At 42.1% G+C, this 24143-nt stretch carries 15 protein-coding genes, 5 pseudogenes and 1 CRISPR repeat array; of the genes and pseudogenes, 18 read left to right on the forward strand and 2 right to left on the reverse strand.

Features of this window, described 5'->3' with window-relative positions:
• The first annotated feature begins 150 nt into the window (after nt 1–150).
• The 16 genes and pseudogenes from WG891_RS03025 to WG891_RS03100 all read left to right on the forward strand — a co-directional run.
• On the forward strand, nt 151–1689 hold the full coding sequence (locus WG891_RS03025) for an aminotransferase class I/II-fold pyridoxal phosphate-dependent enzyme (protein WP_337261390.1): 1539 nt from the start codon (nt 151–153) through the stop codon (nt 1687–1689).
• Between the two features lie 28 nt (nt 1690–1717).
• A complete protein-coding gene (locus WG891_RS03030) occupies nt 1718–2815 on the forward strand; it encodes an amidinotransferase (RefSeq protein ID WP_337261389.1) in 1098 nt (365 codons plus the stop codon).
• An 11-nt stretch (nt 2816–2826) separates the two neighbouring features.
• Nucleotides 2827–4188 carry a flavin monoamine oxidase family protein gene (locus WG891_RS03035; protein WP_337261388.1) on the forward strand — a complete coding sequence of 454 codons (1362 nt, stop codon included), beginning with the start codon at nt 2827–2829 and terminating at the stop codon, nt 4186–4188.
• 98 nt (nt 4189–4286) lie between these two features.
• Nucleotides 4287–5234 carry an acyl-CoA desaturase gene (locus tag WG891_RS03040; protein ID WP_337261387.1) on the forward strand — a complete coding sequence of 316 codons (948 nt, stop codon included), beginning with the start codon at nt 4287–4289 and terminating at the stop codon, nt 5232–5234.
• Nucleotides 5227–6141 carry a sterol desaturase family protein gene (locus WG891_RS03045; protein WP_337261386.1) on the forward strand — a complete coding sequence of 305 codons (915 nt, stop codon included), beginning with the start codon at nt 5227–5229 and terminating at the stop codon, nt 6139–6141. The genes WG891_RS03040 and WG891_RS03045 overlap by 8 nt, the downstream gene beginning before the upstream one ends.
• A 26-nt stretch (nt 6142–6167) precedes the next feature.
• A complete protein-coding gene (locus WG891_RS03050) occupies nt 6168–7844 on the forward strand; it encodes a fatty acyl-AMP ligase (protein WP_337261385.1) in 1677 nt (558 codons plus the stop codon).
• A gap of 81 nt (nt 7845–7925) precedes the next feature.
• Nucleotides 7926–8447 carry a DUF2165 family protein gene (locus tag WG891_RS03055; RefSeq protein WP_337261384.1) on the forward strand — a complete coding sequence of 174 codons (522 nt, stop codon included), beginning with the start codon at nt 7926–7928 and terminating at the stop codon, nt 8445–8447.
• On the forward strand, nt 8437–9552 hold the full coding sequence (locus WG891_RS03060; protein ID WP_337261383.1) for a Rieske 2Fe-2S domain-containing protein: 1116 nt from the start codon (nt 8437–8439) through the stop codon (nt 9550–9552). The genes WG891_RS03055 and WG891_RS03060 overlap by 11 nt, the downstream gene beginning before the upstream one ends.
• Before the next feature lie 151 nt (nt 9553–9703).
• On the forward strand, nt 9704–10801 hold the full coding sequence (locus WG891_RS03065) for an aromatic ring-hydroxylating oxygenase subunit alpha (RefSeq protein WP_337261382.1): 1098 nt from the start codon (nt 9704–9706) through the stop codon (nt 10799–10801).
• A gap of 51 nt (nt 10802–10852) precedes the next feature.
• Nucleotides 10853–11485, forward strand: a complete 633-nt coding sequence (locus WG891_RS03070) for a glutathione S-transferase family protein (protein ID WP_337261381.1) — start codon at nt 10853–10855, stop codon at nt 11483–11485.
• 172 nt (nt 11486–11657) lie between these two features.
• Entirely contained in the window at nt 11658–12812 is a 1155-nt protein-coding gene (locus tag WG891_RS03075) for a winged helix-turn-helix domain-containing protein (RefSeq protein WP_337261380.1), read from the forward strand.
• A gap of 268 nt (nt 12813–13080) precedes the next feature.
• Nucleotides 13081–13875: pseudogene (locus WG891_RS03080) on the forward strand (IS5 family transposase).
• A 58-nt stretch (nt 13876–13933) separates the two neighbouring features.
• Entirely contained in the window at nt 13934–15715 is a 1782-nt protein-coding gene (locus tag WG891_RS03085) for a fatty acyl-AMP ligase (protein ID WP_337261379.1), read from the forward strand.
• An 8-nt stretch (nt 15716–15723) separates the two neighbouring features.
• Nucleotides 15724–15978 carry an acyl carrier protein gene (locus WG891_RS03090; protein WP_337261378.1) on the forward strand — a complete coding sequence of 85 codons (255 nt, stop codon included), beginning with the start codon at nt 15724–15726 and terminating at the stop codon, nt 15976–15978.
• A 295-nt stretch (nt 15979–16273) separates the two neighbouring features.
• Nucleotides 16274–16420: pseudogene (locus WG891_RS03095) on the forward strand (DUF1525 domain-containing protein); the annotation flags it as partial.
• Nucleotides 16417–16648 (forward strand): annotated as a pseudogene (locus tag WG891_RS03100) (TIGR03756 family integrating conjugative element protein); the annotation flags it as partial. The pseudogenes WG891_RS03095 and WG891_RS03100, both read left to right, overlap by 4 nt.
• A 367-nt stretch (nt 16649–17015) precedes the next feature.
• Here WG891_RS03100 and WG891_RS03105 read toward each other — a convergent pair.
• Nucleotides 17016–18233, reverse strand: a complete 1218-nt coding sequence (locus WG891_RS03105) for a tyrosine-type recombinase/integrase (RefSeq protein WP_337261377.1) — start codon at nt 18231–18233, stop codon at nt 17016–17018.
• 170 nt (nt 18234–18403) lie between these two features.
• Nucleotides 18404–18672: a CRISPR direct-repeat array (repeat unit 28 nt; unit sequence GTTCACTGCCGTACAGGCAGCTTAGAAA).
• 121 nt (nt 18673–18793) lie between these two features.
• On the opposite strand from WG891_RS03105, the pseudogene WG891_RS03110 reads away from it, so the two are divergent.
• Nucleotides 18794–19168, forward strand: a pseudogene (locus tag WG891_RS03110) (transposase); the annotation flags it as partial.
• Nucleotides 19169–19170: 2 nt separating this feature from the next.
• Here WG891_RS03110 and WG891_RS03115 read toward each other — a convergent pair.
• Nucleotides 19171–19305: pseudogene (locus tag WG891_RS03115) on the reverse strand (IS110 family transposase); the annotation flags it as partial.
• A 347-nt stretch (nt 19306–19652) separates the two neighbouring features.
• Here WG891_RS03115 and WG891_RS03120 point away from each other — a divergent pair.
• On the forward strand, nt 19653–24143 hold a 4491-nt coding region (locus WG891_RS03120), incomplete at its 3' end, for an ESPR-type extended signal peptide-containing protein (protein WP_443006022.1).

Consider the following 24143-nt stretch of genomic DNA (forward strand, 5'->3'; position numbering starts at 1 on the left):
TAATGGACGACGTTCCAATTGTGACTTTAAGCAAGTAAAGACAAAAATGGATTCACACGCTAACTAGCGTCATACAAATCATTATATTTAAATCAAATTTTGATAGTGAATATCAAATTTCATTTTAATACCAATGTGGAGAATTAAATTATGGAAGAAGTTGCTATTATTAGTTCAGAAGAAATTAAATCAGTAAAAATAAATGGAGAAGAGTTACTAAGCTCATACATTAGCTTTTGTCATAAGTATAAAAAGAAATATATACCTAAAGATTTAAATTTAGACATGAAACTGAGTGATGACCTTGCTCTTGACTCGATAAACCAAGTTGAGTACATGCTGTATATCGAAAGTCTCTTTGGGATTACAATAGATCCAGACAAATCAACCAACGCTAGATCATTTAGAGATTTGCTAGCATTAATCAATGAAATATCGAGCTCTGACGGTAAAAAAAATCTAGGTATAGGTATCACTGACTTACAGCGACATCTAATTCAAGAGATCCCTCAATTCTATAATGAGGTGAGTGCACAATCAGGTCGGAAGTTACAGATAAAAGATAAAATTGTTTATGATTTTGCATCCGCTAATTATTTAGGCCTTGACTTGGATGAGAGGATATTTACACAAATCAGTGAGGATTTAAAAAAATGGGGGACTCATCCAAGTTGGTCAAGAGCAATTGCTTCTCCAAGTTTGTACACTAAGTTAGAAAAAACACTTTGCGAAATAGTTAATGTTCCAGAGGTACTGGTTTTCCCCACCGTAACTTTAATACACATGGGTATCTTGCCACTACTAGCCACTCCAGATACATTGTTTATAATGGATGAGAGAGCACATAAATCAATACAAGAAGGTGTTGATTTAGCATATGCCAAAGGGGCTTCAAAAAAATTCTTTGAGCATAACAACATTGAGAACTTGAGGGTAAAACTAGAAGAATCAAAAAGATTTAAATCTGTGTATATTTGTGTTGACGGTGTTTATTCGATGACCGGAATTGATGCCAAATTACGTGAAATTATCGCACTAATTAAAAACTACGCTAATACCACTTTGTATATCGATGACGCACATGGCTTCGGTCTATGGGGTAGTTCACCTAGCGAAGAGAATCCTTACGGAACAGGTGGTGGTGGTCTATTACGTAAATATGAAGTTGATGTGTGCGCTGATAAAGTAATTTATGTTGCTGGTTTATCCAAAGCATTCTCATCACTCGGTGCTTTTATAACTTGCCGAAATAAAGATGAATTAGAGTTTTTCTCTACGGCACCTACATTCATTAATTCTGGACCATGTCCAACAGCCAGTTTATCTAGTGCCCAAACAGGGTTGGAAATTTCGCAAAGCGAAGAAGGAGATCTTCTAAGAAAACATATTTATAAACTGACTGAGCGTTTTATAAATGGTGTTAGAGAAGTTGGCTTAGTAGTACACAGTGAAGATTATTACCCCTTGATTAGTGTTGAGATAGGTACGATCGCCGCTGTTACAGAAGCGGCAAAGATCTTATGGACTGAGGGTATTTTAATTACTCCTGCGGTGTATCCGAACGCACCGATTAAACGCTCAATGTTAAGATTTACTATTACTGCAGCCAATACATTTGATGAAATCGACAGTGCGATTAATGCATTAGAGATGGTACGAGATCTCGTTCCATCAGCCCCATATAACTGATAACTCAATAAATTATACGGAGAATACTATGACAATTGATGTAAGTAATAAAAACACGATAGGTGCTTTCACTGAATGGGATCCCTTAGAAGAGGTATTGCTTGGTGATCCTTTAGGTGCAATGAAGCCTGGTGAAATGACCGTTTTTGAATCAGTAATTCCTCAAAAGTATAGTCATGTTTTAGAACAAATATTCCCAGACGGAGTTAACTGCTATCCGGCGGATTTGATTGAGTGCGCCCGAAAAGAAGTGACTGAATTAAAAGCCGTGCTTGAATCTGAAGGTGTGCGGGTACAAGTTGCCGAACCAATAGATTTTTCTAAATCAATTAAAACCCCTCATTGGGATGTTCCTAATCAATTTTGTTCTTCAAACCCGCGCGATAGTTTACTATTAGTCGGCGATATGATCATTGAAGCTCCTATGGCTGACCGAAGCCGCTATTTCGAAACATTTGCCTACCGCAAGGTACTCAAAGATTTAAACCGACGAGGGGCTCGTTGGATTTCTGCACCAAAACCAATCTTATCTGAAAAATCGTTTGTATCAGAACTTAATCGTGACAGTGAGGGTCAACCGACTGAATGGTTAACGACAGAAGAGGAAATTCTTTTTGATGCAGCCGATTTTATGAAGTTCGGAAAAGATATTCTTGTATCCAGAAGTCATGTAACCAACGATGCTGGAATTGACTGGGTCAGGAAAATTCTTGGTAAAGAGTTCACTTTACATGTAATTGAAACTACGAACCCCTATGCGATGCATCTTGATGACACTATCATGCCTTTAGGTAAAGGCCGTTTGCTCTATAGCCCAGACTACTTTGATCCCTCCGCGCTGCCTGACATTTTTAAAACATGGGAAATATTCGAAGCTCCTCCTGTAATCTACAGCCCTACGAATCGGTTAGGCAAGCTTTCAGGTTGGCTTAACATCAATATGCTGAGTTTGGACGAAGAACGAATTATTGTAGAACGAAAACAGGAACATACAATAGCCTTCTTAAAAAAACTTGGAATGAAACCAATACTATGTGATTTTGAGAATTACTTCCCATTTGTTGGTTCTTTCCATTGTGCATCACTTGATATCAAACGCCGTGGGCAATTGCGAAATTGCTTCTAAGGGAAAAGGATATGACGGAATCACTGCGTAACGCAGATGTCTGTATCGTAGGAGCTGGTGTTGCGGGGCTTATGGCTGCTGATAGTTTAAAAAAATCTGGACTATCTGTTGATATATTTGAAGCTCAAGAGCAAGTTGGGGGGCGTGTTAAAGATACTAATTTTGACGATAACTTCATGCTTGAACTCGGAGCAAATTGGTTTTCTGAACAACAGCCTTTGATCAAAGAACAAATCAAACGATTTGATTTAGAGACGGTGAAAACACATAACGAGGGCGAACATCTCATATGGTGGAATGAAGTTCGAAGTTCATTTAGCGGTACCCTACCTTCTTTAGGATCTTTTTGGTTAAACGCAGATATTATTCAAGGTATGGCCCGTTTTGAGCGTATAACAGCACGCTTAAAGAACATAGAGCCTTGGGATAAGATATTTATCAAATACGACCATTTATCTTTTGGACAGTGGATTGATCGCACACTTTTCACTGAGACCGGAAAGCAGTTTTTCAGGATGGTAAGTGAGATGGTTTTTGGTGTTGAATCCTATCTGGTTTCTTTCCTATATGTGCAGTACTACGCAAGTCGTTCGGTGAGTCTAACGAGTTTAATTAGTGTGGAGGAAGGACATCAAGGCTTAAGATTCAAGCATGGGCCAAGTCAATTGTGCGATAAATTAGCATCTAGCATAGGTTTAAATAAAATACACCTAAATACACCAGTTAGATCAATCAAAGTCTCGAAAAGTTTTGTCGATGTAGATGCTGAATGTATGCGTGGACGTTATCGCGCTGTGGTATGTGCAATACCACCGCCAGCAGCAAAACAAATCTTGTTCTCACCGCCAAAATCCATTGCTCGAAACCGATTATTACAATCTCTGCCTATGGGAAGAGTAATTAAGGTTCAGGCGGTATATGAGAAACCATTTTGGTTGGAACAAGGCTTATCTGGACAAGTCATGACCAACCAATATCCTCTTAGCTACACCATAGATAACTCTCCAGCCGATCGCCAGAAAGGCGTATTAGCTGGCTTCATTGGAACAAGTCATGCTCAGGATTTTATGGCGGAAGGCACTAAACAAGAAGAATTAGTGGCAGAAGCTATAGATCGTATGTTTGGAAGTCGGTTTCCAAAGCCACAAAAAGTGCATATCGAGGATTGGGCAGAGAACGAGTGGATTGGAGGGAGTTATGGCGCATATTTCCCTCCTGGTGTAATGAGTCGTATAGGACAAGTGCTAAGGGAACAAGAACCACCTGTTTATTGGTGTGGTGCTGAATACGCAAAGACGCACCCGTGTCAAATTGAGGGAGCCTTGGAGTCGGGACTTCGTGCAGCTAAACAAATAATAACCGCGCTTACTTAAGTTATGTAATTCAATTCAGTTTCAACGGAAATTATTTTCTGTTGAAACTGTGTAATTGCTACTAAATATGATCTTATGACAGTGGTAGAGTGTAACTTATGGAAAATATCTCTAAAGAAAGTAAAATACTATCGGAAGATAATACGAACTCCACAATGTTCGATAAACGCATGGTAAGGTCACAAATGTTGCACTTTTTGGTGCTGAGTTGCTTACCTGTCATATTGACTATCATTGCATTTATATGGTTTCCTCCAACCCTATCCAATATTTTTGAGTTTTTAATATTCTGGTTTTTGACCTTGGTTGGCGTCATTTGTGGTAGCCATCGTTACCTTTCTCATAAATCATTTGAGCCCGTAAAAAAGCTTAAACAACTGTTGGTACTCTTAGCTAGTATGGGTGGACAAGGACCACCAGTCGTGTGGGCTGCTTTCCATCGTCGCCATCATCAACTCACTGATAAAGAAGGAGACCCCCATACACCCACTAAGCATAACTCTAAATTGAGTGGAGCATTCCATGCAGCATTTGGGTGGATGAGGCAGCATAATTATCCAAACCCATTAGTCTATGTGCCGGACCTATTACGTGATGATGAAATAGGTGCTGTTAATAGGCATTATTATAAATGGGTAGTATTATCAATGATCTTCCCTGCTTTAATAGAGTTCGCAATCACTCAAAAACCGATTGGTTTATTCACCGGGTTCTTATGGGGGTGGGGTGTAAGATCATTCGTACTTAGCAGCACTATAGGATATATCAATAGCCTAAATCATCTTATTGGCCCACGTGCTTTTGAAACTCGAGATAATAGTCGTAATCATTGGTGGATGACTTTTATCACTTTAGGAGAGTCATTTCATAATAATCATCATGCGTTTCCGCGATCTGCTCATGTCGGCTTATATGTACGAAACTTAGATTTAGGTTATGGATTAATCAAACTATGGCAATGGATGGGATTAGTGAGCAACGTACAAATCCCAACATATCAAAGAATAGAGTCTAGAAAGATTAGCAGAAGGAAAGAAAATGAGTAATATAACAGAATTGAGTCACTCAAAATTGGGATGGAACCGTTTGCGTGTGTTGGTCTGGCCAAGTGTTATGCTTGTCTCTTTAACTATGTATTGGTGGCTAATTGGCCCTTTGGGTATGTCTTATGAAACAGCGATACAGGTTCATTTCCTTGGTCTATTGGTTGTGATTTTTATTTTAGAGTTATTCATCCCTTACCATAAAGCTTGGAATAAGTATGACCGGCAAGGCTGGAATGATTTTTTTTATAATATTACCTTCCCTGCCGCACAAATAATAGCAACCTTAATAGCCATATTGATTGTTGAGCAACAAGCAGCTGAGGGAAAAAACAATTTATTTGATCTGGACTTACCTTTTATTTTACAGCTGATTATTTTGGTATTGATAGTGGATTTAATCTGGTATATTTGCCATCGAGCATTTCATACTATTCCAATTTTATGGAAACTACATGCTTTACACCACAGTAGCGCTCAACTTCATGTGTTGAATAATGCAAGAGTTCATCCTTTTGAAGTATTTGCTTTTTTCTTGCCTATTATGTTAGTAGTACAATTCATTGATGTTCCTATTAAGCTACTGAATTGGTATTTTGCTTTTCAATTAACTGTTGGATTACTGAGTCATTCAAACCTTGCTGTAGCGAGTGGCTGGTTATCTTTGATATTCAATACGCCAGAATTACATCATTGGCATCACAGTAAAATTAGAATGGAACATGATAGTAATTATGGTTCAGTGTCTATATTTTGGGATCATTTATTTGGAACTTACTTCAATCCAAAAGATAGAGAAGCCTCTTCTGACATAGGCACCGGTGTTGGTAGTTACGTCCCAGATGGTTGGTTTAAACAGTTACTGATTCCATTCACTAGAAACCAATCTAAAAGAAACATTAAACCATAAGATATTCTGATTGGATATTGAGAAATATGAAAACAAATAGTATTGCTCACATGCTTACTTATCATGTAGGTAGAGTTGGTAATAAATGTGCTTACAAATATTATTCACCACGTTCGACCAATGCTGTATCCCTGAGTTATAGAGAACTATACGATAGCGCACTCTCTATTGGAAATATAATTTCATTTAATAACTTTCGGGGAAAATATGCTTTATTAATGTATCCGCCAGGCTTGGATTTCATCGAAGCTTTCTTCGGTTGCATGTTCGGGAATATGCTAGCTATTCCTATGTATATTCCTCCGAGCAACGAACCGGATAGTAGATTATCTTCAATTATCTCAAATGTTGATATTGAGGTGGTGTTTACTGTAAGCTCAACACTTGAACAGGTAACTCAGCAGGTTAAGAAATTATTCAATAATAAACGATATACCATAATATGTACTGACAAACTAGAGAGTATTAATACTGCTCATATGTCTATTAACATTGATTTAGATATACCACCGCTCATTCAATTTACTTCCGGATCAACATCAGCACCTAAAGGTGTTATTGTCGGCCATGATAACTTGATTGCTAATCTGCGAATGATCGAACACGGTTTTTGCAAACATACACAATTATCTGGTGGTGAGACTTCTGTAAGTTGGTTGCCATTCTTCCATGATATGGGACTTATTTGGGGTATATTATACCCCATATATACAGGTGGTAGCTCTATATTAATGTCTCCAAATGATTTTCTTCACCATCCATACAAATGGTTGCAGTTAATCTCAATGTATCAAGCAAGCATAAGTGGAGCGCCTAATTTTGCTTACGATTATTGTGTCACCCGGATCAGAGAGGAAAAGATTGAAGGACTAGATCTAAGTAGTTGGAAAGTTGCGTTTAATGGTTCGGAGATGATACGTCCAACAACTATTCAAAGATTTATAGAACGTTTTCAGAATTATAAATTCGATAAAAAATCATTTTTCTTCTGTTATGGCATGGCTGAAACAACCTTGTATGTTTCGGGAGAGACTGGCGTAATTGGGGATGTTGATTCAAGTGTCAGTGTAGGACAGATAGATGAACAGGCTGAGCTTGTCATTGTTGATGAGAACTATCAACCGCTACCAGATTGCCACAGGGGAGAGATTTGGGTTCGAGGTCCCCATGTAGCAAGAGGGTACGTTGATAATCCTGAAGCGACTAAAGACATCTTTGGTGCCAAGATAATAAATGATACTTCTGGGAAAGAGTATTTACGTACTGGAGATTTGGGCTATCTGACGCAAGGAAAACTTCATGTAACTGGAAGAATGAAGAATATGATCATTGTTAATGGGAAAAATTACTATGGGGAAGAAATTGAATATTTTGTAGTAAGAAAAAAAGATTACTTTGTCGAAACAGGTGCATGTGTTACTCGGATTAATGAAGGGAGAGATGACTCGGAAATTGTCTTTATACAAGAGATTAAAAAACAGAGACTTAATGAGGTTAGTAATGAATTAATAGAATTAGAGGAGTTAGCAATAGAGCTTAGTCGTAAAATTTTGCATGAGTTTAAGTTATCGGTAAATCGTTTCATTTTTTTAGGGACGACACGGTTGCCACGTACATCTAGTGGAAAAATAGATCGAGCTCGAGTACATGAAGTTGTGAATGATAAATCACATGAGTATTTGCTTAATGTCCATACAATTTAGAGGAAATGTAGTTTTATATCTTGTCAGCCGTTTTCGTAAAGATATAAGAAAACCCTTTACACAAATAAAGTAAGGAAGAATATGACTCATTTAATAAAAATGGCACTGATGTTATGCGTCGGATTTTGGGGCTTAGTTGGGGGGATGAGTAATCTGCTAGACTATTCAGCCGGCTGGGAACAGGTAAAGTATGTCATGAGTATGGAAGGCGCGCTTGGAACTCCAGGAATAGAATGGAGAAGTATACATTCTCCTATACTTGCCACTATTGGATTTTCAACTATTTATATTTCAAAATTTCTTACCGGTGCAATTTGCATGTTCTCAGGAGTTAAAATGTTTCAAACAAGAAACTCAAACCCAGAAGCATTTGAGGCAGCTAAACAGTGGGGGATTTTTGGCTGTGGCATCAGTGTTATCATGCTTTTTTTATGCTTTATCGTGATAACCGGGGAGTTTTTTGAGTATTGGCGAGTAGTTACATTAGGTATGATCACTCACCATTATGCTTTCATATACATCATGTGTCTAACAAGTTTCATGTTATTTTTACAAAATCCAGAAGCAAGAAAAAATTTAACGGAAAAATCACATGAGCAATAATAAACATCCTAAAAAGGCGTGGTACGTCGCGGGTTGGAGCCATGAGATAAACAGTGTCCGCCCTCTAAAACGAAAAATCCTAGGGAATAACATTGTTTTTTTTAGGAATTTAGAAGATAAGGTCGTGGCCATTGATGCAATGTGCCCTCATCGTGGAGCTGATCTAGGAATCGGAAAAATTGTAAACGGTAATGTACAATGTCCGTTTCACGGATGGGAGTTTAATGGCAGCGGTAAATGTGTCGTTATACCTTCCCAATGTTCTTCAGACAAGATCCCTAGTCATGCAAAAGTTGGTGCTTATTATGTAATTGAAAGTCAAGGGCTCATTTGGATATGGGGTGACGAGTCAGAACCAAACGATGTAAAACCGCCAAGTTATTATTTCCTGGAAAAAGACTATGGCCGTGGTATGCGACGTGTAAGAGATATTCCAATATTTGCTGATGCACCTTTCTTGACGGTTATTGAGAATGCAATAGATAATACACATCCCCCCTTCATCCATCCAGGAACACTAGCTGGAGAGCCAGCCCGAGTAGCCGAGCAGGTTATTCGCTACGACGATGACATGAGAGGCTATTGGGGACAGTTAGATCCAAATGACGGCATTCATGATGAGGTAAAAGGCACTGAGGGCCTGCTTGGATTTAGCCGAAAATTGCTCGGTGTTACGCAACTAGATCGCAAAAAATGTTACTTTCGTTTTGATCTTGGTGGAGTTGTTTATTTCTATGATAAATTTCTCTCTGGACATGAACAAATTGCATTATTCATGGTGACACCAGCGGATGATACACATTCTTGGTTTTTCAGTGAACATATACGTTCGTTTGCAAAGAATGCTTTAGTTGATTACATAATTAAAAAATGGGTACGACAGCTTAATGGCGAAGACGTCGAGCATGTTGAGTTGATGCTTTCTTCAAATCAAGTTCATGGTATTACAAAACCCGTCAGTGTTATTGCGGATAGACCTGGGTTAGCATTTAGACGCATATTTTTCAGAAACCTCTCAGGGAATGGGAACGATGACATCTCATCTTTTAATCGTGCTAAAGATGATATTTTTGGGTTTAACGATGATACATTAATTGATAAATAGATATTTTAAGAGTGGTTCATATTATCATGATTCTACTTTGTACCTTCTATTAATATTGATGAACTTAGTGAACAACTAACCTTCACTAGTCATATAATCAAACCCTAAATTAATAACGCAAATTTATTCATTACTAACATCGGTAAAGACTATGAGTGATATAAAGACTTTAGGATTAAATCGGGAAGCCTATTTTTCAGATGCGTGGTTTAAAAAAGAACAAACCAATGTATTTTCAAAAAATTGGAGTTTCGCTGGTGTTCTAAAAGACGTAATGAAAAGTGGCGACTACATCTGTACTAATGTCGGTAGTAACTCTATATTCATTATACGTGATAATCAGGGTGAGTTGAGAGCCTTTCACAATATTTGTCGGCATCGCGGTACAGTGATGTTGCGGGGTAAAGGAAATCTTACCAATGCTATCGAATGTGGTTATCACTGTTGGCGTTATGATTTTTCTGGAGAATTATGCTCTATACCACAACAAGCAAAACAGTTTAGTGGAATAGAAAAATCGGATTTTTCCTTACACCCAGCGGCGATTAAGATATTTAAAGGTATGATTTTTGTTCATTCAAATGAACACGGCGCACTGGATTTTCAAGAGTGGGTTGGTCAGTTTCAGCAATATTTTGGTCCATATGATTTAAACGAATTGGATGAGATTTACAGTACCCAATATCCAATGAAAGCAAATTGGAAATTGTTTGTTGAAAATCATATAGAAAGCTATCATCTTTGGTATGCCCATAAAAATTCAATACTCGGTTTAGATCATAAAAAACAAGTCAATTATTATTACAATGGACACTGGTCATTCTTTCAGCCGACACTAGTCAATGGCAAAATGGCTGAGTTTGAAAAGTATATTCCTTCCAAAATAATTGCTCCCAATGAGATTTGGTTTGGTTCGGGTGATCATCTGTTGTATCCTAACCTCGGAGTAGTAACAGGTGCAAAATTCGTAGCCATGTTAAAGGTTATTCCGATTACTCCCACAACCAGCGAAATACAAATACGAGTCTTTGGCAAATCTATGGAAGAGAATGAACCTGATTTGGGTGAGTATTATGAAAGTGGAGGAAGTAGTCAAAATTATAATGTAAATAAAGAGGATGTAGAATTATGTGAACGAGTTCAAGAGGGTATGTATTCTGAATATGGAGGCATTGGCGCTTTTGCTCAAGAGTATGAAGAATCTATCAAGCATTTTCACAATAAATACTTAACTGAGATGACTGATTAATTCATTCAGTTAATATTAAATTATAGACAATAACATTGAGGATATCTTATTATGATTATATTATATGGCAACCCTTACTCCCGCGCAAACCGAGTTCGTTGGATTTTGGAGTTAATGGAAGTTCCCTATGAAGAGATACAAGTAAAACTTGGAAGCGAAGGAACGGGTTCTGTTGACTTTCGAGAAATTAACCAAAATGCTAAAATTCCAGTGTTAGATGATTCAGGATTTATACTATTTGAATCTATTCCTATTTGCTTATATCTTGCAAAAAAATACGCACCTACGACCTTGTATGTAAACAATGTAATAGATGAAGCGGTGTTGCTTCAATGGGCTGTTTGGGCAATGACGGAGCTAGAACATCATATTGAGATTGCTTCTTTAAATTTAACCTGGTTAGATGAAAAATCTCGCAATACAGCAATCGCCGAAAAAGAACAAGCTGAGATATTACGTTGTTTATCAATGTTAGAAAAACAGATTGAAAAGAATGGATTCTTAGTAAATGATTATTTTACAGTTGCAGATTTAATTATGTGCGAAATACTGACTGGTATTGTTCATGCGAAAGTGGAGTTAAAACTATTCCCACATTTACATACTTATCTAAAAAATAACCTGTCACATGTATCAGCCAGTAAAGCTTTTTCTAAAGATATAATTTCACCTTTTGTAGATTAACCTCCATTTACACAAAATAATTCGAGTTGCTTGTAGGAGGCAAGCACTGGAGGGCCCAGGAGCATAGATAACTATGTGACTGGGTCGACAGGGCACAGCCAACACCCAAGCAACTCGAGGCATGAAAGGTATAACTGTCTGAGCTATGAAGGTAATTTATAAGGGAGAGATTATGGAGCAGTTGAACCAATTGAGACGGTTAGCATTGTCGAAACAGGGCCTTTTATCAAAGAAAATATTCAGTAATGATATTAATGGAACACTGAGTGCTATTGAACATCTAGGATATGTGCAGATTGATACGCTTTCTATCGTTGAGCGGGCACATCATCATGTGCTATGGAACCGAGTACCAAACTACGCTCCTGATCATCTAAACCAACTTATCGCGAGTAAGGATATTTTTGAATATTGGTATCATGCCGCATCATATTTACCAATGAAGGACTTTCGGTTTTCATTACCACATATTAATTCAGTACGACGAGGTGAAAATAGATACTATCAATATTCTGATGAGAAATCGATGAATGAGATATTGGCCCATATTAAAGCGGATGGGCCTCTACAGGTAAGAAGCATGGAAAAAAAGACCAATGAAAAGAGTAATTGGTTTAATTCAGGCCCCAGAAAACGTGCCTTAGAGGTCTTATTTATGCGGGGCGATATTATGATTTGCAAACGCAATGGAGTGGAAAAAGTCTATGACTTGCCCGAGCGCTGTTTACCCGATGGTCTGAATACGAGTGAGCCAACAATCAGCGAGTATACTGAATACATTCTTGATACGACGATTAGAGCTCACGGTGTATTTGTCTGGAAGCAATTAATGCATCTGAAAACGGGTAAACCACTGAGGGAGGCCATGCGTCAGGGGCTCAATGATCGGATCCAATCTGGGATCATAAAGAAGATTGTTCTTGATGACTCAAGGGAATTTTATGTAGATTCAATTGAATACGAAAAAAACCTTCCCTCTGATTGCTCTTTGAAGATTCTATCACCTTTTGATAATTTGGTGATCCACAGAGAGAGATTGAATTTACTATTTGATTTTAACTATAGGATTGAGTGCTATACTCCTCCGAATAAGAGAAAGTATGGATACTTTTGCTTGCCAATATTATATAATGAAAAACTTATTGGTAGAGTTGATTGTAAAGCTCATCGCGCTGAAAAGCGCTTTGAAGTATTGGGCCTGTTTTTAGAAAATAATCTATTTGATAGGGATTTTTTTTATTTAAGCTTAATAGATGAATTGCAAAAATTTTCTGATTTTAATGGATGCCCTGAGCTTGATAAGAAAATAATTAATACTCTTACATAGTAGAGGGTTATTGATATAGTGTAATTAATTTTTAAAGCAAGCAAGAAGAAGATATATCGAATTTTTTACAATTTAGGCCCTAAAAGGGTTTGGGAATCCTCTTTTCTTATTTTTCTATAAGGGCTCATAACGCATTAGTAGTGTAACTATTTTGATGGTCTCAATTCCCTAGCACAAGTGATACAATCCATGGAGTTATTAAGAACCTATCCCAATAGGGATTGTCTATAACGATGTGGAAAAACGTTAAATAGATATCGACTAAATCATGGAAACAGGCTGGTTAATTTCTGACGAGTTATGGGCCCAAATGGAACCGTTGCTTCCCGTACATAAGACTCATCACCCCCTAGGCCGCCATCGTCGTCGAGTGGATAACCGGGCTGCCATGAATGCCATTTTCTTTGTCCTACGTACTGGATGCCAATGGAATGCGCTGAAGGCGACAGGAATATGTTCCTCCAGCTCCGCTTCCAGGAATGGACTGCGTCGGTGTTTTTGAACGTTTTTGGCAAAATGGGTTGCTCAAAAGTGAGAAATTGTCGGGTATCGATTGGTCATGGCTTTCCCTCGATGGATGTATGACCAAAGCCCCCCTTGCGGGCACAAAAAAACGGGCCGCAACCCGACAGAGAGAGGAAAACAGGGAGTAAAGCGCAGCCTACTGACCGATGCCAACGGATTGCCGCTCTTCTGCGTTGTCTCGGCGGCAAATGTTCACGACATCAATCTGGTGGAGGAAACGCTTGATGCACTTCAAACAGGGAAACCCGGCGCTCGATTACACTTATGTCTGGATAACGGCTACAAAGCGGAATGGCTGGAACAGGAGTTAAAAGCGAGGCGTTATATTCCCCATATTCAAGGCAGAAAAACGGAGTTAGAGTCGTTGAAAAAAGAGCCGGGCAAGAAAGCTCGGCGCTGGGTGGTCGAACGGACACACAGCTGGCTGAATCGGTATCGTCGTTTATTGACCCGGTGGGAGAAAAAAACCGATAACTACCAAGGGATGTTGCATTTTTCCTGTGGGCTTATTGTGTGGAATAAACTCCTATTGGGATAGGCTCTAAACTAAGACTACAAAAAAATCTGAATGACATGTATTCTAACGGAAAATGATTATGCGTATAACAGAAGATATAATAGATTTAGAAGTTAATCATGCTGATAAAAATATATTAAAAAACTTTGTTGAAATATTATCTGATCTGGCCTCAGTAAAGCCTGATGAAACAGCATTAATATTCATATCCAACGGAGATATTGCGAAGCCTGCAATGACATATTCAGAACTACATGAGTTAGCAATGAAATTTGCCGCTGGAGTTCGTAGCCGAGTTAATGTGGGTGATAGGGTCTTATTATTATTTCAATCTTCATACGAATTTGCAGTGGCTTTTTTTGGGTGTCTTTATGCCGGGGTTATACCGATACCGCTACCAATACCCGGCAAAAGGCAGTCTGACTGGGTTAGAGTTGAAGGAATAATTGAAAGTACAGATGCAAAATTGGCTGTTATTGTTGAGGATTTCTATCCAAAGTTATTAGTTAATTCGCGAATCCACATACACAATCTCCGGATTGCGATTCAATCATACGAAGATTTAGTTAGTTCTTCCCCCAAGCTTCCGGTTCACGTTACTGGAAGTGATACCGCCTTCTTACAGTTTACTTCAGGATCGACAGGAGCCCCAAAAGGGGTGATTATTTCACATGACAATTTGATCGAGAATCAGATCCTTCTTAAAAAAGGTTTTAGAAATTTCAGTGAATCGGTATATGTTTCTTGGTTGCCGTTGTTTCATGATATGGGACTAATCGGTAACTTTCTTCAGGCTATTTATATAGGCCAACCTTTTATATTTATGGCTCCCAATAATTTTCTACAGAATCCTGTTAATTGGTTAAACGCTATATCTCGATATAGAGCTAGAGTCAGTGGGGCTCCAAATTTTGCGTACGACCTATGTGCTGAACGCATCAAGGAAGAAGATAAGAGAGAACTTGATTTATCAAGTTGGGAGGTGGCATTTAATGGTGCCGAACCTATCCGTGCAGGTACTTTAAAAAGATTTAGCATGGCTTTTAGAAACTGTGGATTTAAAGAGTCATCATTTTACCCATGCTATGGAACGGCAGAGTCAACGCTTATTATTAGTGGTGCAGATAAGGCTCAGTCGCCTATTTACTTAAATGTTGAAAGAGACTCCTATGAAAAAGGTCAAATAAAATTACACCAGGCAGACTCTACAAAAGAGAAAACTGTGCTGGTTTCTTCTGGAAAACCTTTATTTGAAAACTCCGTAACTATAGTGGATAGTGAAACTAAAAAAGCCTTAGTCCGTATGCAGGTGGGTGAAATTTGGATAAATAGCCCAAGTAATTCAATCGGTTATTGGAATAATACAAGACACTCTAAAGCAACGTTCAATAATCATATACATGGTGATATAGAGTTCAAAAATTACTTGAATACAGGTGATTTAGGGTTTAGTGATGGTGAAAATATCTACATCACTGGACGAACGAAAGACCTATTGATTTTTAATGGGAGAAACATTTACCCTCAAGACATAGAATTGTGTAGTAGTCGTTCAAATATAGCTCTTAAAAGTGAACGTTGTGCTGCATTTTCAATTTACCTTGATAAAAAAGAACGATTGATATTAGTTCATGAACTAAAGAGAACCCACTACAAAAATGCTGATTTTGATAAGGTAATAAAAGACATTCGAACCTCAGTGTACAAAGAGTTCACCATTCCTATTTATTGTATTGCACTGATAAAACCGTCAACTATCCCTATGACATCAAGTGGTAAAATTCGGCGTCAGAAATGTAAGGAATTATATATTAACAATGAGCTTGGCATAATAAAAACTTATTTTTCAACTGTGGATTAGAGGTTAAAATGGAACTGATGCAATTAAAGGGTTTAATATTAAGCTGGGGCTTACAACACGTATCAAAAAGCTTCAATGAAAAGCATATGGAAGCAGAAATATCCTCTTTAGGACTGGATTCAATAGATATAATTCAATTGTGTGAATATCTAGAGGAGCAGGTAAACACAGATATTGATGTGGATTTTGATTTTATCATTGAGTGCAAAAACTTGAATACGCTAGTTAAAAAGATAATAGAACTCCCTCTTTCGGTAGGCTAAGTAAAGCGGTTCTCCAAGTTCCCAACTTGCAAGCAAGAGGATCACGCCAGGCCCCCTATGGCACCATCCAGTTTGGGTTTTGAGTACCATTGTCTGCCGGTGTGTAAAACAAAGTGCAAAAGTGAGCAGGTTTCCGGGGTGATCATCGTCCAATTTTGGCCACCTCGGGTGCGGTAAGTGCCACACTCCCTCGTTTTGGGGGAGTAACCTGGAATGCTTATTATGGAAACTATTGGCAAATGCCGACGCTAGGTAAAAGCCGTCAGGTAGTCGGCAACGTGGCGCAGCAGCAGAGATTGCCGAGGCCTGGCAGGGCGTACTGAAAGCCTGGCAACTGGGTATTCAGAAGGTCCCGGCGATGGTGTTTGACGATCGGGACGTGGTGTATGGCACGACGGACATTCGTCAGGCCAGCGAACTGCGGGAGAGGAGTCGCCCATGAGACTGCCGCGTTCATTGCTTGCCATGCTGGTAGCTGCCGCAGCGCTTCCTGCCGCGGCATCGCTTACCACGCCGCAAATTATCGCCAGCGCGCTGTACCCGGACTGCGTTGATTATCGCGTGGTCGGCGTTTGCTATTTGCTGCTGTGTACCCCCTTTGGCTTGTAGCGTTAAGACTTCGGTTAAAGTGCGCCACTTTATCCCGCAGGTGGTTGTCTCGGCGTATAAAGATGTTAAGTCTTGACCAAAATCAGGCCTTGACCACTCGGGTATCTACACAATTTGACAAAAATCGGCTAATAATCCGACTCTGTCGCATTAACGGAGATAAGACGAAAAAACAGAGAGTGCCTATTTTTAGGCTATCAACAGATAAAATTGTTCTGCCTGTGGCATTGTTGAGCAGTAGGATCAGATCACTCTCTTTCTGAGAGAACAACGGTGTACCGTGGCAAAGCAAAATTTCAAGCTCACTAGCTGGAACGAAGAATGATGCCATAGGTTTCAGGATGAAGCGATACTCCCTAAAAAAATACATGCCCTAAGTAATGTATAAAAAAAGAAAAGTAATGCTCAGCCCTCGACGGGCTGAGCATTTATGCTGTTGTGTTTGCACTTTCCAGACTATCGATGTAATCAGCATACCACTGCATCATATTTCGCCGTTGTTCCAAATACAGGGCATGGTTATAGGTACCACGGATGCTGTTCTTATCCACATGCGCTAACTGGAGTTCAATCCAGGCTGTGTTAAACCCTTTCTCATGCAAGATAGTACTTAACGTATGGCGAAACCCGTGGCCGGTTGTCCTCCCTTTATACCCCAAAGCATAAAGCGTATGGTTAATGACCGCTTCCGCACGGGGTTTATCTGGGGCATTGCGTCCAGGTAATAACAGGCGGTGCCCTCCCGTCAGTGTTTGAAGTTGTTTTAATAACACAACCACCTGACGAGACAACGGAACCAGGTGAGGTCGTCGCATTTTCATCTTCTCTGCCGGTATGGTCCACACTGAATTTTCCCAGTCAAACTCTCCCCATTCTGCCAGTCGTAACTCCATGGTACGGACCCCCGTCAGCAGCAATATTTTAGTGGCAATCTGCAATACCGGGTTAGCCTCATAGGCTGATAGCGTGCGAAGAAACTCTGGCAACTCTTCTTCTTTCAGATGCGGCAGGTTGTCAGATACCGGGGTTTTGAGCAGTTTTGCCAAATCACTGGCCGGGTTGGAATTGACCAGTTCAAGCGCGATGGCGTAAACAAAGATTTGATGGCAGTGCTGACGCACTTTACGCAGGCGAACAAATACACCCCGTTTTTCCATCCGACGCAGCACGTCCAGCAATAACCTAGGGGTGATGTCCCGAATGGGGATTTTGCCAATATGGGGAAAGACATCATTGACCAGCCCCGATTTTACATCGTCTGCATGGGTTGCCACCCAGGCACCAGATTGTTGTGATTTGTAGTTAAACCACTCCATGGCGATGGCTTCAAAGGTATCTTCATGATGCCGTTTCTCAGAGATTCGCGTGGTTCGTTTCAGCGTGTTGGGGTCTTTGCCTTCAGCCAGCAGTTTACGGGCATTTTCCCGTTCGATACGTGCCTGTGCCAAAGAGATTTCAGGATACACACCAATAGCCAGCTTTTTCTCTTTACCATAGATGCGATACTTCATACGCCAGTATTTGGCTCCGTTGGGTTTGACCAACAGGTAGAGCCCGTTACCATCATAGAGCTTGTATTCTTTATCACCGGGTTTGGCGTTCCTGATATCCAGTGCACTCAGGCTCTTGGCAGGTTGTCGTGACATGATAACCTCGGGTAGAAATGATGTTTAGGGCCCCCATTTGGGCCCCCAAATAGTTGTTGATAGAGGGTAGCGTCAGTTGAACCGTGTTGACAATGAAAATAGATAACCATTTATAAAATAAAGCTAAAAACTAAGATTAGTCGAATTGAGTGGAGTTGTGTTGACTTGACGTTTGCTTCCGTACAGGCAGCTTAGAAAGTAGTTTATGATAATGAAAAAGTTTTATTTACGTTCACTGCCGTACAGGCAGCTTAGAAATGCGGTGGTTGAAGATGAACCTGCTAACGAAGGTTCACTGCCGTACAGGCAGCTTAGAAACAAGTGGGTTAAGAAACAAAGTAACTCGCAGTAGTTCACTGCCGTACAGGCAGCTTAGAAAAAATTGAAAGCATGATTGAAAAGTATCTCGTCGTTCACTGCCGTACAGGCAGCTTAGAAAGTAAAGCATGTCGGTAAATTGCGCGGCTAATTGTTCACTGCCGTACAGGTGCTTTGAATAAATCGAACCTTCAGAAGATTGGCGGATCTGAGCGCTACAGTCGTTTCAGCATCGGGTTCCCATGGCAAAGCAAAAGTTTAAAATCACCAACTGGTCAACTTACAACAAAGCACTCAGGCAGCGCGACCCTCTGACGGTCTGGCTTGATGAATCTGCGATTGCCGTGTGGACTGACAGTACACAACCTGAAGGTCGTGGCCGACCGCTTCACTACACCGAGATGGCGATTACCACGGTCTTGATGATGAAGCGCGTATTCAACTTGCCGCTTCGGGCTTTACAGGGCTTTGTTGACTCGATTTTTAAGCTGATGGCTCTGCCGTTGCGCTGCCCGGATTACTCTCTGGTCAGCAAACGGGCAAAGAGCGTTAGCATCAGCATAAAAACGCCAACCCGTGGTGAAATCTCTCACCTGGTCATCGACGCTACCGGCCTATGGGGGACATTGGCAAAAAAGGAAAGCCTCTTTGCACGTTTGAGTTGCTTATTGAACAACCGCTTGCCGTGCTCGTCAATTCCGTGGACCTGGAAAACCTGTTTTGCCAAATCGATACCGATAGTTTGAACGTTCATGATGGTCGTTCCGCTCAAGTAGTAGTGACGATTTATCTTCTCATTGTGGCACAGGATTTAGGGGGCGACCATTCCATTAACAAAGCCCCTTTTATTAAGAGTTAATGTTTGTCTGTATCAGCAATTAATATGGCCTGATACTGACACGATTCTTATCGTAGTTTCAATAAAGAAGCGCCAACATCAATCTGAACCGCAAACGGTTTGTTTGCTTTTTAACGGGACAGAGCTAGATTTAACCTGAATCCGTTTTTCTCGCTAAATCACGCCACTACATAACACCGAATCGAAGGCGGTACATAGCTCAATTATGGCTGATAGTTATCATATTTTTTAAAGGAACATTTATGAACAAGGTCTACAGAGTCATATGGAGTGCTGCATTGCAGGTTTGGGTGGTGGTTAGTGAACTTACCAATACAAAACAGAAAACGGCCAGCCATAGTAGCTGCAATCAGCAACATTCTGATAAAAAAGAAGAAAGTAGTAAATTTTTCAAAAATAGCGCTGTAGCCTTGTCACTATTTTCCGCCCTGACGATTTATAACAATGCTTATGCGATTACTGTGGCTGAATGTAATGCTTCGGGTGGCAGTTGCGTGACGGTAGGAACCAGTGCCGCCTTGGCAGCAGCCTTGGGAACGGGAGCAGGAAGCACGGCAACGACCATATTACTCACTAACGATATCGTGCAAAACTCAGCTAATACTGTTAATTCTGGTGGAACTAACCCTGTCCTTGCTTATGCTGTTAACTTGGTTTCAGGTAATCGGCAAAATTTGGTTCTGGATGGCGGTGGTCATACTTTGACCATGAATACCGGAGCTTTCTTTCTGAGTAATACGGCTGTTAATGGGCCATGGAGCGGTAATGCAACCTTCAGTGTTGTTAACTTTAACGCTATCGCGACATCACTCGCTAATCCCAGCCTCAGTTTCAGTAGAATATTCTCCGCTCAAGATGCCGATTCCAGACTGAATATCAGCATCGATAATATTGGAAGCGTGCCTGATGGTAAAATTGCAGCGTTAGGGCTGGATACTATAGTAACGCCTAACAATATAGGTAAGGTAACACTGGGTAATTTTAATCAGGATCTTTTATTGACCTTTGGTACTGGTCGCCAATCTGTTCTTACTAGTCACATTGAAATGACGGGGCGATATCATTTAACTGCTATCGATAGCCCTAATTTTCCTGCTGTCTTTTGGACAAATGGTGGCCCCGCCAATAGTCTGATTACCTTTACTAATACTGCTGATGTGCAAATTATTGGTTCTCGTCTTACCAATAGTGATGGTAGTGTTGGTGTAGGTCAACCTAGTTATAGTTTTCAAATTGACGACGGCGCCAAATTAAATTTTGCATTAACTACACAAAATCTATTGGGCGCGGCTAACTACGGCGTGAAGATAGGCTCTTATAATTCGGGCACCGGCTTATTTGGCCCCGGGGCTATTGTCATCATGCATAATCCGGCGGGAGATGTGATCAGCAATGCCTCCAGTACTGCTACGAACTCAGTGATTTACAATGGCCCGGCTTCGCCTAACGATGTGATCTACAACCTGGCTCCGGGGTCAAATCTGGTGGTGGCCGCTGGTGCCGCTAACGATGGCATCCTTGCCTCCAAAACTACCGGTACGGGAGGGATTTATATCCGCTCAGCGGCGACCATGTCTGATGGCACGGCAAATGTCACTGCTGGCACTGGGATTAACGTCACTGCTAACTCCTCGGGCAAAGTGGTGGTGCGCAATGAGGCGGAAGGGACGATCAGAAAAGCCACCGGGATCAGTGTCACAGATGCGGGGAGCAGCACGGTAGATGTTACTAACGCTGGGACGATTAACAGTACCACTGCCGGTGTGGCACTCACTCATAACGGCACCGGCACTGTCACGCTGACCAACAGCGGTTCGATTACCAGCACCACTGCCGGTTTGGCATTGAATGCGACGACTGCCGGTAAAGTTATCTCGGTAGATAGTACCGGTGGGACAATCACGGCGACCGGGGGTAGCGGTATTACGCTCGGCAACAACATTGTGCTTAATCTTGTCAACGGAACGATAGCGACCACCGGTGTGGCTACCGGCCTGACCATCGGTGCAAGCAACCTGGGCATCCAGACGTTAACTGGCACCATTTTCAACCTGGGTGGAACCGGCAGTGCCATTGCTAAAGGCGCATCTGGGAGTGTCAATCTCAGTAATGTCCAATTTAATGCCACCAGCGGCACGGTGTTCACCACCCTGGCAGGCCTTAACTTCCTGCAAGGTTTGGCAAATAACGCTATCAATCTGACGGGAAGTGGAACAGTCACCGGGATCAGTTCAACGACTTCGCTCGATCTTTCTTCCGCTTACCTGGATATCAATGTCAACAGTGCAGCGGCGACGGGCATTGCGACCTCGGGTGCCACCGGAGGTGCCGTCACCGTCGGACCTAATACGACGATCAATGCCAGCGGGGGGGCTGCCGCCATCACCTTTGGCAACAGTATTGCCGAGACATTGACCAATAACGGGAGCATCAGCGGCAGCGTTTCCATGGGGAACAGCGGTAATACCGTCGTTAACAACGGTACATTGGGTTCGCTGACCAGCGGCACAGGGGCGGATACGCTGACGTTGAACAGTGGCTCGGTCAGTACCGGGATCATCGATCTGGGGGCCGGTAATAATATCGTTAACATTAACGATGGCGCCACGATCTATACGGTGAATACCGGAGCCGGTAACGACACCTTCAATGTCAATAACCTCACCAACGGCAGTACCACCTCTTTAGGGGTGCTGAATGCGGGGGGCGGCACCAATACGCTGAACCTGAGCAACTCTACCCGCACTTTGAACAGCGCAACCCGGCTGCAAAACTTCGCGGATATTAATCTGACCGGCAACTCCCAGATTACCCTGAGTGACAGCAGTAATATTACCAGCGGCAATGTCAATCTGGCTGCCGGTAATAGCCTGTTGTTCGGTAATACCTATAACGGCGCATTTGGCGCTATTCTCGGTGGCACAGGCAATGCGCGGGTGCAGTCGGCTGGCAATGTCACTCTAAACGCGGCCAGCACTTTTGCCGGTAACTGGCAGATTGATGCGGGTGGCATATTAAACGCTAATGCGTTTAACCAGTTCGGTACCGCTTCGATTGCGCTTAACGGCGTGTTGAATTTTTCCAATAGCGGGACGTTTAACAATGCCTTGACCGGTACGGGCTTGCTGAATATCAACGACACGGGCGGTGCCTTTGATTTTGGCGTCGGTGCCGGTAGTGACTTTGCCGGTACCGTGGATATCAGTAATGCCACGTTCAATTTGTCGGGCCTCAATTCCAGTGCGCTGAATAACGCCACGCTGCGTAACTCAGCCGGAGGGATTCTCACTCTGGATCCCGGTGTGCATAATGTGGGGGATCTGGTCTTTAACGGCGGCACTTTGCAGTTTTCACCGGGGGGCTTGATCAGTACCGGTGGCGGTACAGGGGCGGGTTTACTCTCCGTCACCGGGAATTCGGTGATCCAGGCCGACCCTACGTTGCTGACCGCCGGTAATATTTTAGATCTCAATGCTGGGGCTTTTACCGATCTGGTGCAAAGTGGCAATGCGCTTTCCGCTGCGGACTTAGCACGGCTCCAACTGCAGGATTTACTGGGTAATAACCTGCTGACGGGAACCACGGCAGACTATATACAGGGCGGCCAAGTGGTCGCGGTGAATACCTACGATTTTGATCTGGTCAGCAATTATGGTTTCAGTAATCTGGGGTTGAGTATCCATGAGCAACTGACGAAGTCGGATCTGCAAGCTGGGCAAACGCTGACCTTGACCTCTAACGGGGCCAGTAATACCACGCTGACCTCACAGTTAACCGGTGCTGGTAATCTGGCGATTGGGGCCGATAACACGGCGCTGACCCTCAGTAATGGTTTGAATGATTACACGGGATCTACCACCGTCAATGCAGGTAGCCTGACGCTGGGAGCCAGTCATTCTCTGGGGAACACCTCACTGCTCGATGTGGCTACTGGGGCAACGGTTAATCTGGCGGGCAATGAGCAAACCGTGGATGCGTTGAGCAACGTAGGCACCGTCGACCTGGCTGGCGGCACCCTGAACATCACCAATGGCGGTACGTCGAGTGGAACAGGAGGGCTGAGCGGTGCCGGGGCGCTGAATATCAATGGCGGCACGTTCACCGTGACGGGCGCAAACAGCGGGCTATCGGCGCAAACCACGGTGGCCTCGGGGGCGATCACTACGCTCAGTGGGGCGGGTAATCTGGGCAGTGGGGGGGTTGAGGTTGACGGTACCCTGAATTTGAATAGTGCGAATCCAGCGTTTACCAATGTGCTCAGTGGCTCGGGCACCGTGAATGCCAACGCCGCGATCGGGCTGACGGGTAATAACAGCTTCAGTGGCATTTTTGATGTTAACACTAACGGTAGCCTGACCGTCACCAGTGCCGCCAATCTTGGCACTGCGGCGGTGGATTTAACAGATGCCACCGCGCAACTGCTGCTCAGTGGCTTTGCGGGCGATCTGGGTAATCCTCTAAGTGGGGTGAGCGGTTCTACAGTACAGCTCAATAATGGCTCATCAACCATCTTGATTGGTGCGAACTCCGGCTTTGCCGGTCTGTTCGACTTGGTGGGCAACAGTATCCTGACCGCTACACAAAACGCCAACCTGGGTAGCGGCAGTGTCAATATCGGCAGTGGCAGCACGCTGATTTTTGATACCTATGCGGGCGGCACCTTGACTGCATTGAATAATGCCCTCAATGGTGCGGGAAGCTGGGTGCTGCGCAACAGCAACATCAACCTTTCC

The sequence above is a fragment of the Serratia sp. MMO-28 genome (assembly GCF_037199905.1).
GTDB lineage: Bacteria > Pseudomonadota > Gammaproteobacteria > Enterobacterales > Enterobacteriaceae > Chania > Chania oryzae.

Coding starts and splice junctions, on each gene's coding strand:
- WG891_RS03025 (WP_337261390.1), top strand. CDS start 151: ATGGAAGAAGTTGCTATTATTAGTTCAGAAGAAATTAAATCAGTAAAA.
- WG891_RS03030 (WP_337261389.1), top strand. CDS start 1,718: ATGACAATTGATGTAAGTAATAAAAACACGATAGGTGCTTTCACTGAA.
- WG891_RS03035 (WP_337261388.1), top strand. CDS start 2,827: ATGACGGAATCACTGCGTAACGCAGATGTCTGTATCGTAGGAGCTGGT.
- WG891_RS03040 (WP_337261387.1), top strand. CDS start 4,287: ATGGAAAATATCTCTAAAGAAAGTAAAATACTATCGGAAGATAATACG.
- WG891_RS03045 (WP_337261386.1), top strand. CDS start 5,227: ATGAGTAATATAACAGAATTGAGTCACTCAAAATTGGGATGGAACCGT.
- WG891_RS03050 (WP_337261385.1), top strand. CDS start 6,168: ATGAAAACAAATAGTATTGCTCACATGCTTACTTATCATGTAGGTAGA.
- WG891_RS03055 (WP_337261384.1), top strand. CDS start 7,926: ATGACTCATTTAATAAAAATGGCACTGATGTTATGCGTCGGATTTTGG.
- WG891_RS03060 (WP_337261383.1), top strand. CDS start 8,437: ATGAGCAATAATAAACATCCTAAAAAGGCGTGGTACGTCGCGGGTTGG.
- WG891_RS03065 (WP_337261382.1), top strand. CDS start 9,704: ATGAGTGATATAAAGACTTTAGGATTAAATCGGGAAGCCTATTTTTCA.
- WG891_RS03070 (WP_337261381.1), top strand. CDS start 10,853: ATGATTATATTATATGGCAACCCTTACTCCCGCGCAAACCGAGTTCGT.
- WG891_RS03075 (WP_337261380.1), top strand. CDS start 11,658: ATGGAGCAGTTGAACCAATTGAGACGGTTAGCATTGTCGAAACAGGGC.
- WG891_RS03085 (WP_337261379.1), top strand. CDS start 13,934: ATGCGTATAACAGAAGATATAATAGATTTAGAAGTTAATCATGCTGAT.
- WG891_RS03090 (WP_337261378.1), top strand. CDS start 15,724: ATGGAACTGATGCAATTAAAGGGTTTAATATTAAGCTGGGGCTTACAA.
- WG891_RS03105 (WP_337261377.1), bottom strand. CDS start 18,233: ATGTCACGACAACCTGCCAAGAGCCTGAGTGCACTGGATATCAGGAAC.